This window comes from Streptomyces sp. NRRL S-920 (assembly GCF_000717945.1).
Classification (GTDB): domain Bacteria; phylum Actinomycetota; class Actinomycetes; order Streptomycetales; family Streptomycetaceae; genus Streptomyces; species Streptomyces alboniger.
In genome coordinates this window covers 1-17,174 of the sequence record NZ_JODF01000041.1, presented here as the reverse complement: position 1 = coordinate 17,174, position 17,174 = coordinate 1, and the positions used below count along the sequence as shown (strand labels likewise).

Below are 17,174 nucleotides of genomic sequence, written 5' to 3'. Positions count from 1 at the left end.
CCTGTGCGGAGGGGTTACTTCTTCGCCCAGCCCGCGGTTTCGGAGACCACGTCGTAGACGCCCTGGAGATTCGTCATCCGGCCCAGCTCGGCCTGGTCGATGACCACCCCGAACTCACGCTCAAGCGCACCGAGGATCTCGATGGCGCGCAGCGAGTCGGCGCCGTACTCCTCGTTGAACAGGCCCTCGGTCGTGACCTCTTCCTCTTCCAGCTCAAGGATTTCGCAGACGATTTCCTTAATCTTCGCGAAATTGGCGTCGGTGGTCGTTGCCACAGTCGTGACCTCTTTCTCCGGCATGTGGATTTCTCCGCATGCGAGTTGAGCATCGGTTCAGTAGTTCAGATCTCATGCGGGCGGGCGCTGTCCCGCAAGGTCATGGACGGCACGGGACGGAACGAGACAGCCGCTCCTCGTATCCCGCCCGCGGGGCCGTGGGTTAGCGTGCGTAATCGGTAATGAGGGGGAGTTGCGCCGCAACTTCGAGGGGATGGGTGAAAAAGACGCGATGACTGATGAATATGAGCGCCAGAAGGCCACGCGTCAGCAAAAGGCAAGGGAATGGCAGCCCGGTGAACCGCTGCCGGACATTGCCTATACGGAGGAGGAGGACGCCCTCTGGGAGACGGTCACCGCCAAACTGGGTTCCCTGCACGCGGAAGTGGCGTGCGCGAACTACCGGCGGGCCGCCGAGGCCGTCGTCCTCCACCGGCACCGGGTCCCGCAACTGGCCGAGGTCTCCCCGGTGCTGACCGGCCTGACCGGTTTCCACCTGCGGCCCGCCGAAGGCACCGTCCCCGTCAAGGAGTTCCTCGGCGCGTTCGCGGACGGCGGGTTCCACGCCACGCAGTACCTGCGGCGCCCCGACTCGCCCTACCACTCCCCGGAACCGGACGTCCTGCACGAACTGGTCGGCCACGCCGTGATGCTGGGCGACCCCGTCTTCGCGGACCTGTACCGGAGCTTCGGCGAGGCCGCCCGGCGGATCACCACACCTCAGGCCCTGCGGGACCTCGTCCACGTCTTCTGGTTCACCATCGAGACCGGTGTCGTGTACGAGGCAGGCCGGCCCCGGGTGTGCGGCGCGGCCCTGCTGTCCTCGGTCGCGGAGATGGAGTCGCTGGACAAGGTGGAGCTGCGGCCGTTCGACACCGCGGACATAGTGGCGCAGGACTTCGACGACACGGACTGCATGCCGGTGCTCTTCGCCGCCGAGTCGGTCGACCACATGGTCGCCGAGGTGCGGCGGTTTTTGACCCGGCTGTGACTTCCTGACCCGGCGGTGACCCATGCCCGGCCGGCCGACATCACACTGAGAGCGAAGACATGAGAATCCAGGTCAGCATCACCGAGGAACTCCAGGACTACATCGCGGACGTCTCCCTGTCCGAACCGGCGCCGCTCGCCGAGCTGCGCGAGGAGACCTCGCGGCTCGACGAGCGCAACATGCAGGTCTCGCCCGAGCAGGGCCAGTTCCTGTCCGTGCTGCTGCGCGCCATCGGCGCCAAGCGGACTCTGGAGGTCGGCGTCTTCACCGGCTACAGCCTGCTGCGCACCGCGCTGACCCTGCCCGCCGACGGCCGCGTCACGGCCTGCGACATCAGCGACGAGTGGGCGAGGACCGCGCTCGGCCACTGTGCGCGGGCGGGCGTCGCGGACAAGGTGGACCTGCGGATCGGCGACGCCCGGCAGAGCCTGGCCGCCCTCGTCGAGGAGGAGGGCGCGGCCGGCGGTTACGACTTCGTGTTCCTGGACGCGGACAAGGAGGGCTACGAGACGTACTACGAGTACGCCCTGACCCTGCTGCGGCCGGGCGGGCTGCTGGCCGCCGACAACGTGCTGTGGTCCGGGCGGGTCATCGACGAGTCGGTGCAGGACTCCGAGACCCGGGCGCTGCGCTCCTTCAACAACAAGCTGCGCGCGGACGACCGGGTCGACCTGTGCATGCTGCCGTTCGCCGACGGCCTGACGCTCGCGGTCAAGCGCTGACCGCACACACCGAGGGCGTGTCCGCGACGAGGTGATGTCGCGGACACGCCCTTCGCGCTTTCGCGCCCCTTCGGCGTCAGTCCACCTTGGCCAGTCCGCGCGCGTCCCGCCTCGCCGCTCCCCGGGAGACGGCCAGCGGATCCCAGTCCGCGGCGCGCGCGGGCAGCCTGTCCCGGTCCCCGAGGACCGCGCCCGTGTGCGCCGCGGTCAGCAGCCGCCGCCCGAGGATCCGGGAGGCGCAGGCGATGCCGCTGACCATCACGCCCGTGATGCCGCTGCCGTAGCGGGTGCTCTGGCCGACGACGTGCAGGCCCTTGACGCCGGTCGCGGTGTCGGGCCTGGCGCCCGTGGCACCCCAGGTGGCCAGGCCGAACGGGGAGCCGCCGGTGGAGAGCGTGTAGCGCTCCTGGGTCAGCGGGGTGGCCAGCTCCAGATGCGTGATGTGGTCCCGGAACGGCCCGAGCGCCCGCTCCCCGGCCCGCAGCACGGCCTCCGTGAAGCGCTGCTTCTCCGCCAGATAGGCGGGCTCGCGGCGGTAGCGGCCTCCCTCGGCCGGCCCCCGCTCGACGCCCCAGTGCCGGTAGCCGGGCGGGCACATCGTCATCAGCTGGAAGTTCGCGTGTCCCGGCGGGCCCAGGTGCCGCGCGCCGGGCTCCTTCAGCGAGGCGAACGAGACGAAGAGGAAGCGCACGTCGTCGGGTTGCTCGCCCGCGTGCAGCCCGCGGTAGAGGTCGCCGATGTCCTCGTGGTCGTACCACCAGAGGTTGGCCTCGGACCGCCGCGCCGGCGGCCGGTCGAGGGCGACGTAGAGGGTGGCGAAGGGCAGTCCCATCGTCGCCTCCCGGGTCGCGCGGACGATGCGCGGGCTGAAGTGCTCCTCGCCGACGAGGTCGAGGACCGTACGCCGGTAGTCGGCGCCGGAGATCACCAGCGGCGCGCTGAACGAGGTCCCGTCCGTCAGGCGCACACCGGTGGCCGTGCGGTCCGTGACGTCGATCGAGGCGACCCGGCTGCGGGTGCGCAGCTCGCCGCCGTGCGCCTCCAGGACCTCGACGAGCGTCGCGGCCAGCACCTGCCCGCCGCCCTCGGGGACGTAGGCGCCGCGGAGGTAGTGGTCGGTCACCGTGGCGTGGGTGGCCACCGTCGCGATGTCCGGGCCCATGCCGTAGTTCGGCGACTGGGCGGCGAGCACCGTGCGGGCCCGGGTGGAGAGGCCGCAGTGGTCGAACAGTTCGGCCAGCGTGCGCCGTCCCCAGGCCCGTACGTTCTCGGTGCCCGCGGCGATCTGCGGCAGCGTGGCATCGGTGAGCAGCGCCCAGCGCTGTTCACCGCCGACGGCCCGGCAGATCCCGGTGAAGGTGCGCAGGCCCTCCGCGTCCTCGGGCAGCGCCCGCTGGAGCCGGGTCAGATACGCGTCCCAGTCGGCGGGCACGTCGAGCGTGAGCCCGGGGACGCGGATCTCGTCGAAGCAGTCGCGGTCCAGCTCGCGAAAGCGCACCCGGCCGCCCGCGCCGAGGCCCGACAGGATGGCCGGGATGACGCCGTCGGGCCCGCAGTCGCCCAGGTAGTGCACGCCGACGTCGAACTCGTAGGCACGGCGGCGGCGGAAGACGTGGCTGTTGCCGCCCGCCCAGTCGTGCTGTTCGAGCACGAGCACCCGCTGTCCCGCGGCGGCGAGATAGGCGGCGCAGGTCAGGCTGCCGAGGCCGCCCCCCACGACGATGGCGTCCCACTGCTCTTCGGTGCTGGTGGTGGTCAAGGAGTCCTCGCCGTGGTGATGGGCCGTGGTGGTGGTCCGGCCGGTGCCTGGGGTCAGCGTGCGGGGTAGGGCCGCAGCAGCGCGCAGCCGAGAGTGCCGTCGTGGTCGACCGCGGTGACCAGCGCCAGCCGGCCGGCGAGCGCCGGGTCGTCCTCGGCCCTGACGAGCACGGTGAGCACCTGGAAGGCGGCCGCGGCCGCCGCCTGGTCGCCGATCAGCGCGGCGCAGTCGGTCTGCGCGGGCGGCCGGGGGCCGAACAGCTCGCGGAGCGCGTCCTGTTCGGGTCCTTCGGCCGCGCCCGGGGCGACGAGCGCGACGTCCTCGGGTCGTGCCCCGGCCCGCTCCAGCACCCGGCGCAGACAGCGCAGCAGGGTCGCGGCGATCTCCCCGGCGTCCTCGTACACGCCGAACTCCAGCGCGACGACCTCGGCCAGGCCGTCCCGTTCGGCGGCGCCGGATCCGCCCGGCTCCAGGCGCAGGACCGCCGCCCCCTCACCGAGAACCGCGGTGGCCTGAGTGCCCGAGGTGCCCGGGGTGTCCTGCGCGTGCTGGTGCAGGCGCGCCCGCGCGTCGGAGTACTCCTCGGCGCCGCCGCAGTACAGCGTTCCCGCGCGGCCGCCCGCTTGCAGCCTGCGCGCGTAGTTCAGCGCGAGGAGACCGGCCGCGCGGCCGCCCGCGATCGTCGCGTTCGGGCCCTTGAGCCCGTGCCAGATCGCGCACTGGCCGGCCGCGCAGTTCATCACCGTGTTGGGGAAACGGGCCGGGTCGACGTAGAACGGCCGCTCCCCGTCGAGCGAGCTGCGCGTGAAGTCCATCGTGGACTGCACGCTGCCGGTGGTGCCGAGCACCAGGCCGGGGGCCGGGCCACCGGCCGGGGCGGCGGGCGCGTCCGGCTGGTCCACCAGCTCGCGGACCGCCGCCACCGACAGCGCGGTGACCCGGTCCATCGAACGGGTGCCCTTCTTGCCGAGGACGGCACGGCCGTCGAAGTCCGGAACCAGCCGGGCGGCCCCGGCACCCGGGGCGGCGGCCGGAACGCCGCCCCGCAGCCCCGCCCGGAAGGCGTCCGCGCCGAACCCGAAGGGCGAGATCGCCGACCATGCCGTGATGACGGGTCGTATGCCTGTCACGCTGCTCCTCCGTCGTAGCGGCCGAAGATGACCACCGCGTTGTTGCCCCCGAAGGCGAGCCCGTTGTTCTGCACGATCCGCAGGTCCGCCGCCACCGACTCGTTGGGCACGCAGTCGAGGCCGCAGTCGGGGTCGGTCGTGGTGTGGTTGATGGTCGGCGGGATGAAGCCGTGCTCCAGGGCCAGCGTGCAGCCGATCGCGGCCAGCGCGCTGGCCGCGCCCATGGTGTGCCCGAGCATGGACTTCATCGACACCGTGCGCGGCGGCCGGTCGCCGAAGACCGCGTGGATCGCGCTCGCCTCGGTGCTGTCGTTGGCCTTCGTGCCGGTGCCGTGCGCCGAGATGAGGTCCACCTCCGACGGCTTGACGCCCGCGTCCTCGACCGCGAGCCGCATGCAGTCGGCGACGCTCTCCTCCAGCGGCGCGACCTGGTGGTACGCGTCGCAGTTGAGGCCGTATCCCAGCACCTCGGCGTGGATGCGGGCGCCGCGGGCGAGCGCCGACTCCAGGCTCTCGAGGACCAGGATCCCCGAGCCCTCGCCGGTGAGGATGCCCTTGCGGTCGAGGTCGAAGGGGCGGCAGACGTCGGGGGCGATGGTGCCGAGCCGGTAGAACCCGGCGAAGGTCTTGAGGCAGACCGCGTCCGCGCCGCCGCAGAAGGCCAGGTCGGCGTCGCCCGCGCGGATGGCGTCGAGGCCGTAGCCGATCGCGTAGTTGCCGGCGGCGCACGCCGTCGGGATGGTCACCGCCTCGGCGTCGGCGAGCCCGAACTCGCGGGCGACGGAGGCCGAGAGGCGGGAGGCGGAGGCCCGGCGGGCGATCCGTGGGTCCGTCGCACCCGGCTCCGCGAGGTCCTGCGCCACCAGCCGGTCGAGGTCGCGGGTCTCGCCGTCGGTCGTGCCGACGGCCACCAGGACCCGGCTGCCGGCCAGCACGTCGGAGGTCAGCCCGGCGTGGTCCGCGGCCATCCTCGCGGCGGCCACGGCGAACCGGGCCGCCCGGCCCAGCTCCTCGGGGTCGAGCCGCTCGATCCAGCGCTCCGGGTCGAAGTCGGCTATCTCGCAGCCGTTGGCGTGCTCGAAGCCGGTGGTGTCGAACGCGGATATCGGCCGGACCGCACTGCGACCCGAGCGCAGTCCGGCGAGGAATTCGGTGACGGAGGTGCCGATGCTGGAAACTGCGCCGAGCCCGGTAATCACTACCCGCCGGCCGGGTTCTTTCCTTTTCCCAGCAAGCAATTCACTGACCCCAATTCAGAAGAGAAAAGCAGTTCAGGTCCGCCCGGCAGACTACAAGCCGGGCTCCGCGCGCGTACACAACTGCCGCTGTCTCGTTCCGTCCCGTACCGTCCTTCCACTTGCTGGGACGCCGTCGCGGCGGCAATTCTGAAGTTCGAGCGCGCCGATGCGATAGGGGAGTCCCATGACGAATCCGTTCGACGACAACGAGGCGGTCTTCTCTGTTCTGGTGAACGGTGAAGGACAGCATTCGCTCTGGCCGGCATTTGCCGACGTACCGGAGGGGTGGACCGCGCAGCTCTCCGGGAGCAGCCGCGAGGCCTGCCTGGCCTACATCGAGGAGAACTGGACGGACATGCGGCCGAAGAGCCTGCGCGAAGCCTCCTGACGTCCACCGCCCTGGACCACCGGCCACTACCTCGGGGATGAACATGAACAACGTCGGCGGTGACCTGCTGCCTCTTTCCGCGGCACAGCGCGGAATCTGGTACGGACATCAACTCGACTCCAGCGGCCGGCGCTACCGGATCGCGGAGTACTTCGACATCCGCGGAGCCGTCGACCCCGAGGTGTTCGGCACCGCCTGGCGCCAAGTCGTCGCCGAGACCGACGCGTTGCGCGTGCGGTTCTCCGAAGAGGCGGACGGGCCGCGGCAGTTCGTCGCCGGGCCCGACGACGTCGACGCCGCCCTGGACGTGGTGGACGTCTCCGCGCTGCCGGACCCCGCGGGCGCCGCCCTGGAGCGGATGCGCGCCGACCTGGACCGGCCGGTCGACCTGACCCGGGGCCCGCTGCACACCGTGCTGCTGTTCGAGCTGGCCGCGGACCGCTGGCAGTGGTACTTCCAGTTCCACCACGCCGCCCTGGACGGCTACAGCGGGGCCATGGTGGTCCGCCGCGTCGCCGAGGTGTACTCGGCACTCCTCGCCGGTGAGCGGGCGGACCGCCCCGAGCCGCTGCCGCTGCGCGCACTGCTCGACGACGAGGCCGACTACCGCGCCTCCGACGCCTTCGCCGCCGACCAGGAGTACTGGGACGCCCAACTGGCCGACCGCCCCGAACCGGTGACCCTCGCCGAGCGGTCGTCCGGCGCGTCCGGCGAGCCCGCGCGCTGCTCGGCACAGCTCGGCGCCGACCTCCAGCAGCGGCTGACCGACTCCACCGGGCGGGCGCTGCCCACCGTCGTACTGACCGCGGTGGCCGCCTATCTGCACCGGCTGACCGGAGCGCGGGACCTCGTGCTCGGACTGCCGGTGACGGCACGGCCCGGCCCCGGCGCCAAGACGCCCGGCATGGTCTCCAACCTGCTGCCGCTGCGGCTGACCGTGACCAGCGGGCTCAGCTGCGCCGACCTCGCCCGGCACGTGCTGTCCCGCGCCCGCGAGGCGCTGCGCCACCAGCGGTACCGCTACGAGGACATGCGCCGCGACCAGCGGCTGTCCCTGGAGGACGAGTCCCTGGTCGGCCCGGTGGTCAACGTCCTGCCGTTCAGCTACGACCGCGGCTTCGGCGGCCACCCCATGACCTCCCACAACCTCGCGGGCGGCCTGGTCGAGGACCTGTCGATCACGGTCTACGACCGCGGTGAGGGACAGGGGCTGCGCGTCGACCTCGACGCGAGCGGCCTGTACGGGCAAGAGGACCTCCAGACCCATCAGCGCGGTCTGCTGCGCGTGTTGACGGCGATGGCGGACGACCCGGCCGTACAGGTCGGCCGCATCGAGCTGCTCGATACCGCCGAACGCCACCAGGCGCTGCACGCGTGGAACGACACGGCCCGCGCACACCCCACGGCGACCTGGCCCGCCCTCTTCGAGGCGCAGGCCGCGCGCACCCCCGACGCGACCGCCCTCCTCTTCGAGGACGCCGAGCTGACCTACGCCCAGCTCAACGGCCGCGCCAACCGGCTCGCCCGCACCCTCGTCGCCTCCGGCGTCGGCCCCGAGAGCGTCGTCGCGCTGGCGCTGCCGCGCTCGATCGAGCTGATCACCGCGATGCTCGCGGTGTCCAAGGCGGGCGGCGCGTATCTGCCGCTCGACCTCGAACACCCGGCGGAGCGCCTCGCGTTCATGTGCGCGGACGCCACGCCCGCCTGCGTCGTCGTCGACGAGCGGAGCCCGGCGGGCCTGCCGGACGACCTGCCCCGGATCGCCCTCGACGACCGGGCGGCCGCGCACGCCGACACCGGCGAGGACACCGACCTGACCGACGCCGACCGGCTCGCCCCCCTGCTGCCGGACCACCCGGCGTACGTCATCTACACGTCGGGCTCCACCGGCCGCCCGAAGGGCGTCGTCGTCACCCACGCGGGCGTGGCCTCGCTCGCCCTCGGGCAGATCGCCCGGCTGGCGGTGGACGAGGACAGCCGGGTGCTCCAGTTCGCCTCGCCGAGCTTCGACGCGGCGTTCTCCGAGGTGTCGATGGCCCTCCTGTCCGGAGCGGCCCTGGTGCTCGCGCGCGCCGAACAGCTCGTCCCCGGCATCACCCTGACCGAGCTGGCCGCCAAGCACGCCCTGACCCATGTGACGCTGCCGCCCGCCGTCCTGTCCGCGATGCGGCCCGGCGAACTGCCCGCGGACCTCACCCTCAACCTGGCGGGCGAGGCGTGCCCGGCCGAGGTCGTCGCCGCCTGGTCGCCCGGCCGCCGCATGCTCAACGCGTACGGTCCGACCGAGAGCACGGTCTGCGCGACCATGTCGGACCCCCTGACCGGCGGCACGACCCCGCCGATCGGCCGCCCGATCGACAACATGCGGGTACTCGTCCTGGACGGCGCCCTGCGCCCGGTGCCCACGGGCGTCACCGGCGAGCTGTACCTGGCGGGGCCGGGCCTCGCCCGGGGCTATCAGGGACAGCCCGCGCTGACCGCGCAGCGGTTCCTCGCCTGCCCGGCCGAGGCCGCGCAGGCCCCGGGCGAGCGGATGTACCGCACGGGCGACCTCGTCCGCCGACGCGCCGACGGGCAGCTGGAGTTCCTCGGCCGCGCCGACGACCAGGTCAAGATCCGCGGCTTCCGCATCGAACCGGGCGAGATCGAGTCCGTGCTCGCCGCCGACGACGCCGTGCGCGAGGTCGCCGTGGTCGCCCGCGAGGACGTCCCCGGCGAGCGGCGCCTGATCGCCTACGCCGTGCCGCACGAGGGGCGCGTCATCGACCCCGTGGAGGCCCGCAGGTCGGTCGCCGAGGTCCTGCCCCGGCACCTGGTGCCCGCGGCGGTCGTGGTCCTCGACCGGCTTCCGCTGACGCCCAACGGCAAGCTGGACCGGCGCGCGCTGCCCGCCGCCAGGTTCGCGGGCACCGGCCCGAGCCGTGCCCCGCGCAGCCCTCGCGAGGAGATCCTCTGCGGCCTGTTCGCGGACGTCACCGGTGCGCCCAAGGTGCACATCGACGACCACTTCTTCGACCTCGGCGGGCACTCGCTCCTCGCGACCAGGCTGGTGGCCAGGATCAGACCGGCCTTCGGCGTGGAACTCACCGTCCGCGACATCTTCGGCGCGCCCACGGTGGCCGAGCTGGCGCGGCGCCTCGACGAGGTCGGCGGCTCGCTGCGGCCCGCCGTGACCCGCGCCGAGCGGCCCGACCGGCTGCCGCTGTCCTTCGCCCAGCGCCGCCTGTGGTTCCTCGGCCAGATGGAGGGCAAGAGCGCCACGTACAACATGCCGGCCGTGCTGCGGCTGACCGGCGACCTCGACCGCGCGGCGCTCGCCGCGGCGCTCGGGGACCTGTCCGACCGGCACGAGGCCCTGCGCACGGTGTTCGGCGAGGTCGACGGGGTGCCGTTCCAGCGGGTCCTCGACGTCCGGCCCGAACTGCCGTGCACCGACGCCACCGAGCAGGGCCTCGACGCCGAGGTCGCCGCGTTCTGCGGCCGCGAGTTCGACCTGGCCGTCGATCCGCCGCTGCGCGCGCACCTCTTCGCGCTCTCCCCGACCGAGCACGTACTGGCCCTGGTGATCCACCACATCGCGGGCGACGGCTGGTCGATGGCCCCGCTCTCGGACGACCTGGCGGCCGCCTACCGGGCACGGGCCGCCGGGCTCGACGACGGCGCTCCCGAACTGCCCGTCCAGTACGCGGACTACACGCTGTGGCAGCAGCGGCTGCTCGGCACCGAGGACGACCCGGACAGCCGGATCAACGAGCAGATCCGGTACTGGGCGAAGGCCCTGGACGGCGCGCCCGACGAGCTGCCGCTGCCCGTGGACCGCCGGCGCCCCGCGGTCGCCAGCTACCGGGGCTCCACCGCCCGCTTCGAAATGAGCGCGGGCCTGCACACCCGGCTCACCGAGCTGGCGCGGCAGAGCGACGCGAGCCTGTTCATGGTGGTGCAGGCGGGCCTGTCCGCACTCCTCAGCAGGCTGGGCGCGGGGACGGACATCCCCATCGGCACGGCCATCGCGGGCCGCACCGACGAGAGCCTGGACGAACTCGTCGGGTTCTTCGTCAACACCCTGGTGCTGCGCACCGACCTGGGCGGCGACCCCTCCCTGCGCGAACTCATCGCCCGCGTACGGGAGACGGACCTCAACGCGTACGCCAACCAGGACCTGCCGTTCGAGCGGCTGGTGGAGATCCTCAACCCGAGCCGGTCGACGTCGCGCCACCCGCTGTTCCAGGTGATGCTGGCCTTCCAGAACCTGGCCGACGTCGAGTTCCGGCTGCCCGGCCTGGAGGTCGAGGCCAAGCAGCTCTACACCGACACCGCCAAGTTCGACCTGGCCTTCAGCGTGTTCGAGCAGTTCGACGAGCAGGGCGCCCCGCACGGACTGACCGGTGTGGTCGAGTACGCCGTCGAGCTGTTCGACCCGGCCACCGTCGAGCGGATGCTGGACCGGCTCGTCCAGGTCTTCGAGGTGATGACGGCCGACCCGGACACCCGTCTCGCCGACATCGACGTCCTCGACCCCGCCGAGCGGCGGCTGGTGCTGCACGAGTGGAACGACACGTACCGGGACGTCACCCCGACGGTCTTCCCGGAACTCTTCCAGGCGCAGGTGGCCGCGGTCCCCGACGCGGTCGCGGTCCGCGGCGAGGGCACCGCGCTCACCTACCGGGAGCTGAACGAGAACGCCAACCGGTTGGCCCGGCACCTGGCCGCGCACGGCGTGGGCCCCGACGACTACGTGGCGCTCGCGCTGCCCCGGTCGATCGAGCTGACCACGGCCATGCTGGCGGTGCTGAAGGCGGGCGGCGCCTATCTGCCGGTGGATCCGGACTACCCCGCGGAACGCGTCGCGTTCATGCTGGGCGACGCCGCGCCGCGATACGTACTGACCGCGGCGGACAGCACGGTCCCGCTGCCCGCGGGCCTTGAGCGGATCGTCCTCGACGAGGAGACCCGCTCGGCCGTCTCCCTGCTGCCGGGCGAGGACCTGACGGACGCCGACCGCGTCGCGCCCCTGCGGCCGGGCCACGCCGCCTACGTCATCTACACCTCGGGCTCCACGGGCGTACCGAAGGGCGTCGTGGTCTCCCACGCGGGCATCGCGAGCCGGATGGGCAGCGAGATCGAGCGTCTGGAGGTCGAGCGGGACAGCGTCGTACTCCAGTTCGCCTCACCCAGCTTCGACGGCGCGTTCTCCGACATGTGCATGGCGCTGCTGGCCGGTGCGACGCTGATCGTGGCGCCGCGCGAGAAGACGCTGCCGGGGCCGGGGCTGAGCGTGCTGATGCACGAGCAGGGCGTCACCCACGTGACCCTGCCGCCGCCGGTGCTCGCGGCCCTGCCGGACGACGGCCTGCCCGCGCCGATGATGCTGATCATGGCCGGTGACGCCTGTCCGCCCGACCTCGTCACCCGCTGGGCCCCCGGCCGCAGGATGGTCAACGCCTACGGCCCGACCGAGGCCACCGTCTGCGCCACGGTCAGCGACCAGCTCGTCCCCGACGGCACCCAGCCCCCCATCGGACGGCCGCTGGACAACACCCGGCTCTACGTCCTCGACGACCGGCTGCGGCCCACTCCGCCGGGCGTGGCGGGCGAGCTGTACATCGCGGGCGAGGCCCTGGCGCGCGGCTATCTGCGGCGCCCGGGACTGACCGCGGGCCGGTTCGTGGCCTGCCCGTTCGGCGCCCCCGGGGAGCGGATGTACCGGACGGGGGACGTGGTCCGGTGGCGCGGCGACGGCCAGCTGGAGTTCGTCGGCCGCTCCGACGACCAGGTCAAGGTCCGCGGCTTCCGCATCGAACTCGGCGAGGTGGAGGCGGCGTTGACCGCCCACCCCGGCGTGGCGCAGGCCGTCGTGGTGCCCCGCGAGGACCAGCCGGGCGGCAGGCGCCTGGTCGGCTACCTCGTCCCGAGCGGTGACGATCCCGCCGTCGCGAGGGACCGGGACGAGCGGCAGGTGCAGGAGTGGCAGCTCACCTACGACTCGCTCTACACCGGCGGGCAGGCGGCCGAGTTCGGCGAGGACTTCTCCGGCTGGAACAGCAGCTACGACAGCCGGCCGATCCCCGTCGAGCAGATGCGCGCCTGGCGGGACGACACCGTGGAGCGGATCCTCGCCCTGCGGCCGAGGCGCGTGCTGGAGATCGGCATGGGCACCGGACTGCTCCTGTCGAAGATCGCACCGGAGTGCGAGAGCTACTGGGGCACCGACATCTCGCCCCAGATCGTCGAGGGAGTCCGCGGCCAGGTGGCCGAGGACCCGCGGCTCGACGGCCGCGTCGAGGTGCGCGTCCAGCCGGCCCACGACCTCGACGGGCTGCCCCGGGGCCACTTCGACACCGTGGTGCTGAACTCCGTCGTGCAGTACTTCCCGAACGCCGACTACCTGGAGAAGGCCCTGCGGGGACTGCTCGGGCTGCTGGCCCCGGGCGGCCGGGTGTTCGTCGGCGACGTGCGCAACATCCACCTCCTCGAAGCGCTGCGCACCGCCGTCGAGCTGGGCCGCCCGGGCGGCACGTCGGACGGCAGGGCGCTGCGCGCGGCGATCGAGCAGTCCGTGTCGCTGGAGAAGGAACTGCTGATCGACCCGGCGTTCTTCACCGGCCTCGACGCGGCGGCGGACCTGCGCGTCAAGCGGTCGGACTTCCGCAACGAACTGACCGCGCACCGGTTCGACGTCGTCCTCCACAAGCAGCCGCACGAACACGCCGACACCGACGGTGCCCACGAGGTCACCTGGGGCGATGACGTCACCGGCCTGGACGCGCTGGCGGACCGGCTGGCCGCGGCGCACCCCGCGCCCGTGCGGCTGCGCGGCGTGCCCGACACGCGGGTCGAGTACGAACTCGCGGCGGTACGCGTCCTGGCCGACGGCGGCACGCCGGACGAGGCCAGGGACAGGCTGGCGCGGCGCGACGACACGCTCCCGGAACCCGGGGACTTCGCCGGGCCCGCCGACCGGGCCGGATACCGCGCTCTGGTGCTGCCGCCGGGCGAGGACGGCACGCTCGACGTCCTGTTCGTGGAGCGGAACGCGACGGGGGTGCCCACGACCGGGTACCTGCCGCGGCACTCCGGTCCCCGGCCGCTGACCAACAACCCGTCCCTGGCCGCGGAGGCCGTCTCCCTGAGCGCCGCGGTCAAGGCCCACCTCCAGGCCTCCCTGCCCGACCACATGGTCCCCTCGGCCCTGGTCGTGCTGGAGGAGCTGCCGCTGACACCGAACGGCAAGGTGGACCGGCGGGCGCTGCCCGCACCGGGCCGGGCCGGCGCCGGGACGGGCCGGGGGCCGCGCGACGAGCGCGAGGAAGTGCTGTGCCGGCTCTTCGCCGAGCTGCTCGGCGTACCGGCGGTCGGCATCGACGACGACTTCTTCGAGCTGGGCGGCCACTCGCTCCTCGCGACCCGCCTTGTGTCCCGGATCCGCTCGACGCTGGGCGTCGAGCTGGCCATCCCGGATCTGTTCAACGCGACCACGGTCGAGAAGCTCTCGGGCCGGCTGGCCGTGGCGCGCAAGCGCGAGCGGCCGGTGCTGCGACCGCGTCCACGCCCGACAAGTTGAGGAGATTGACCGTTGTCTACAGAAGAGTTCGATGTCGTCGTGGTCGGCGGTGGCCCGAGCGGCTCGACCGTCGCGTCCTTCGTCGCCAAGCAGGGTCACCGGGTGCTGCTGCTGGAGAAGGAGACCTTCCCGCGGTACCAGATCGGCGAGTCGCTGCTGCCCGCGACGGTGCACGGCATCTGCGGGATGCTGGGCGTGGCCGACGAGGTGGAGAAGGCCGGCTTCACGCGCAAGCTCGGCGGCACCTTCCGCTGGGGCACCAACCCCGAGCCGTGGTCGTTCGCCTTCGCGATCTCGCCGCGGATGGCCGGTCCGACCTCTCACGCGTACCAGGTCGAGCGGATGAAGTTCGACGACATCCTGCTCAAGCACTCCCGCAAGCTCGGCGTGGACGTGCGTGAGAACTGCTCCGTCACCGAGGTGATCGAGGACGCCGAGCGGGTCCGCGGCGTCGTCTACACCGACGCGGACGGCACCCGGCACACGGTCAACGCGCGCTACGTCGTCGACGCGTCCGGCAACAAGAGCCGGATCCACCGACAGGCGGGCGGCGAACGCACGTACTCGGACTTCTTCCGCAACATCGCGATCTTCGGGTACTACGAGGGCGGCAAGCGGATGCCCGCGCCGAAGCAGGGCAACATCTTCTGCGCCGCCTTCGACGAGGGCTGGTTCTGGTACATCCCGCTGAGCGACACCCTCACCAGCGTGGGCGCGGTGGTGCACCGCGAGTTCGCCGAGTCGGTGCAGGGCGACCCGTCCGAGGCGCTCTCGCAGCTCATCGAGAAGTGCCCCCGCATCGCCGACCTGCTGTCCGACGCCGAGCGCGTCACGGACGGTGTCTACGGCCAGGTGCGCGTCCGCAAGGACTACTCGTACAGCAACAACAGCTACTGGCGTCCGGGCATGGTGCTGGTCGGGGACGCCGCCTGCTTCCTCGACCCGGTCTTCTCCTCCGGGGTGCACCTGGCGACCTACAGCGCGCTGCTCGCCGCGCGGTCCATCAACTCCGTGCTGGCGGGCGACATCGGCGAGGAGGAGAGCTTCGCCGAGTTCGACGCGCGCTACCGCCACGAGTTCGGCCTGTTCTACGAGTTCCTGGTGTCGTTCTACGACATGAACAGCGATCACGAGTCGTACTTCTGGCAGGCGAAGAAGGTCAACAGCTTCGCGGACTCCGAGCTGGAGGCGTTCGTCGAGCTGGTGGGCGGGGTGGCCTCCCTCGACGGCGCCTTCGTGGACGCCGAGTCGGTGCGGACGCGGTTCAAGAACACCGCCGGTGAGCTGGAGCGGTCGGTGGCCCAGGTGGACCGGACCGGCGGGGACGACGCCACGCCGCTGTACCAGTCGGAGATCATGGGCAGCGTCATGGAGCAGGGCACCCAGATCCAGGTGCAGGCCGCGCTCGGCGGCGACCTCGATCCGTCGGACGCCCTGTTCGAAGGCGGTCTCGTACCCTCGGCGGACGGTCTGCGCTGGGCGGTGTCGGCCGAGCGGTGAGCTGAAGGGGGAAGGGGCCGGACTCGTCGGAGTCCGGCCCCTTTCGCATGTGTGACCTGCGGCGCACGCGGTTGACCCGTTGCGACTGCATGTTAATGTAAAGGTCTGCATGATTATCGACCCAGTTCCCTTGACCCAGTTCCCTTGACCCAGCTCCACCGACTCGGTGCTGTCGGGGCTGGTCAGACTTCGGAGGTAGTGCCGTGACGATTTCGGGCCTCAAGGGGCGCAGCCTGCTGTCCCTGCGCGAGCTGAGCGGCGACGAGATCCGCGAGCTGCTGGTCAAGGCGGCCGACCTCAAGGAGCGCACCGCCCTCGGGGTGAACGTACCCGCCCTGGCCGGCAAGAACATCGCCCTGATCTTCCTGAAGCCCTCCACCCGTACGCGCGTCTCCTTCGTCGTCGCCTCGACGCAGTCCGGCGCGCACCCGGAGATCTTCAACCGCGAGGACATCCGGTTCGGCATCAAGGAGTCCGTCCGGGACATCGCGCGCGTCTTCGGCCGCGTCTTCGACGGCATCATGTTCCGCGGCTACGAGCACGCCACGGTCGCCGAGTTCGCCCAGTACGCGGGCGTCCCCGTGTGGAACGGCCTGTGCGACAGCTACCACCCCACCCAGGTGCTCGCCGACCTGCTCACCCTGCGCGAGAACTTCGGCGACCTGGAGGGCCTCCCGCTGACGTACGTCGGTGACGGCCGCAACAACATGGCCATCACCCTGGCCATCGCCGCCGCCAAGCTCGGCCTCGACCTGCGCATCCTCGCGCCGAAGCCGTTGCAGCCCGACCCCGAGGTGATCAAGGAGCTGCTCGCCGGGCGCGAGTCGGAGCGGGCCCGGGTGCTCGTCACGGAGTCGCCCGAGGAGGCGCTGAGCGGCTCGGCCTGCGTCTACGGCGACGTCTGGGTCTCCATGGGCGAGGAGGACCAGACGCAGGAGCGCATCGACCTGCTGCGCGACCTGAAGGTGACGAGCGACCTCATGGCCCTCACCGGCCGCGAGGACAGCATCTACCTGCACTGCCTGCCGGCCTTCCACCTCCTGGACACGGAGACCGCGATCGCGCACCCCGACATCCGCGAGGTGGACGACGAGGTGTTCGAGGGTGCGCAGAGCCGCGTCTTCGACCAGTCGGAGAACCGCATGCACACGGCCAAGGCCCTGATGCAGCTGACCATCGCGGGCTGAGACCCGCACGCATGAGTGCGCGCCCCCGGACATCCGGGGGCGCGCACTCATGCGTCACGGCGGCGGCCGTCAGCCCTGCCAGCTGTGCGGGGCCCGGTACCGGTCGTGGCGCCACGACGTGCTCGGCCCGGTGGTGCCGGTGGCGGTGGTCCGGGACGGGACGGCCGCGCGGGACAGCAGGAGGACGGTCAGGGCCGCCAGCTCGTCGGCGGTGACCTCGCCTTTCTCGATGCGGATGTCGGCTGTGGGCATGGGACCTCCGGTCGTGGGCGTCACTGCGGGGGATTGCCGTGCTTGCGGGCGGGACGGTCGGCGTGCTTGCCCGCGAGCATCGCGAGGGAGTTGATGAGGGTCTCGCGGGTCTCGGCGGGGTCGATGACGTCGTCGACCAGGCCGCGTTCGGCGGCGTAGTAGGGGTGCATC

12 protein-coding genes are annotated in these 17,174 nt (G+C 72.1%); 6 read left to right on the top strand and 6 right to left on the bottom strand.

The window, feature by feature from the left end; all coding sequences use genetic code 11:
• Window positions 1–14: 14 nt before the first annotated feature.
• The gene (locus tag IG54_RS0125815) at window positions 15–299 is read right to left on the bottom strand and encodes an acyl carrier protein (RefSeq protein WP_051819956.1); all 285 of its coding nucleotides are present in this window, start codon (window positions 297–299) and stop codon (window positions 15–17) included.
• Between the two features lie 208 nt (window positions 300–507).
• Here IG54_RS0125815 and IG54_RS0125810 point away from each other — a divergent pair, with 208 nt between their 5' ends.
• Together IG54_RS0125810 and IG54_RS0125805 are read left to right on the top strand one after the other, a co-directional pair.
• Window positions 508–1,266 carry a hypothetical protein gene (locus IG54_RS0125810; RefSeq protein ID WP_030789119.1) on the top strand — a complete coding sequence of 253 codons (759 nt, stop codon included), beginning with the start codon at window positions 508–510 and terminating at the stop codon, window positions 1,264–1,266.
• Between the two features lie 59 nt (window positions 1,267–1,325).
• Window positions 1,326–1,988: an O-methyltransferase gene (locus tag IG54_RS0125805; protein WP_030789116.1), complete on the top strand. Its 663-nt coding sequence runs from the start codon at window positions 1,326–1,328 to the stop codon at window positions 1,986–1,988.
• 76 nt (window positions 1,989–2,064) lie between these two features.
• On the opposite strand, the gene IG54_RS0125800 is transcribed toward IG54_RS0125805, so the two are convergent.
• The 3 genes from IG54_RS0125800 to IG54_RS0125790 are packed head-to-tail and all read right to left on the bottom strand — an operon-like array spanning window position 2,065 to window position 6,076.
• A complete protein-coding gene (locus IG54_RS0125800; RefSeq protein ID WP_030789113.1) occupies window positions 2,065–3,747 on the bottom strand; it encodes a phytoene desaturase family protein in 1,683 nt (560 codons plus the stop codon).
• Between the two features lie 53 nt (window positions 3,748–3,800).
• A complete protein-coding gene (locus IG54_RS0125795; RefSeq protein WP_030789111.1) occupies window positions 3,801–4,877 on the bottom strand; it encodes a beta-ketoacyl synthase N-terminal-like domain-containing protein in 1,077 nt (358 codons plus the stop codon).
• Window positions 4,874–6,076 (bottom strand): beta-ketoacyl-[acyl-carrier-protein] synthase family protein, encoded by a 1,203-nt coding sequence (locus IG54_RS0125790; RefSeq protein ID WP_078594503.1) that lies wholly within the window; start codon window positions 6,074–6,076, stop codon window positions 4,874–4,876. Before IG54_RS0125790 ends, IG54_RS0125795 begins: the two co-directional genes overlap by 4 nt.
• A gap of 223 nt (window positions 6,077–6,299) precedes the next feature.
• Between IG54_RS0125790 and IG54_RS0125785 the strand changes: the two genes are divergently transcribed.
• From IG54_RS0125785 to argF, 4 genes are all read left to right on the top strand, one after another.
• Window positions 6,300–6,503, top strand: a complete 204-nt coding sequence (locus IG54_RS0125785) for an MbtH family protein (protein WP_030789108.1) — start codon at window positions 6,300–6,302, stop codon at window positions 6,501–6,503.
• Between the two features lie 37 nt (window positions 6,504–6,540).
• A complete protein-coding gene (locus tag IG54_RS39385; protein ID WP_078594501.1) occupies window positions 6,541–14,064 on the top strand; it encodes a non-ribosomal peptide synthetase in 7,524 nt (2,507 codons plus the stop codon).
• A gap of 12 nt (window positions 14,065–14,076) precedes the next feature.
• A complete protein-coding gene (locus IG54_RS0125775; protein WP_030789105.1) occupies window positions 14,077–15,564 on the top strand; it encodes a tryptophan 7-halogenase in 1,488 nt (495 codons plus the stop codon).
• Window positions 15,565–15,767: 203 nt separating this feature from the next.
• The gene (gene argF, locus IG54_RS0125770; RefSeq protein ID WP_030789102.1) at window positions 15,768–16,751 is read left to right on the top strand and encodes an ornithine carbamoyltransferase; all 984 of its coding nucleotides are present in this window, start codon (window positions 15,768–15,770) and stop codon (window positions 16,749–16,751) included.
• Window positions 16,752–16,820: 69 nt separating this feature from the next.
• Here argF and IG54_RS0125765 read toward each other — a convergent pair whose 3' ends face one another.
• Window positions 16,821–17,003, bottom strand: coding sequence for an acyl-CoA carboxylase subunit epsilon (locus IG54_RS0125765; RefSeq protein ID WP_030789099.1), 183 nt, complete (start codon window positions 17,001–17,003; stop codon window positions 16,821–16,823).
• Between the two features lie 20 nt (window positions 17,004–17,023).
• On the bottom strand, window positions 17,024–17,174 hold a 151-nt coding region (locus IG54_RS40555; RefSeq protein WP_078594499.1), incomplete at its 5' end, for a carboxyl transferase domain-containing protein.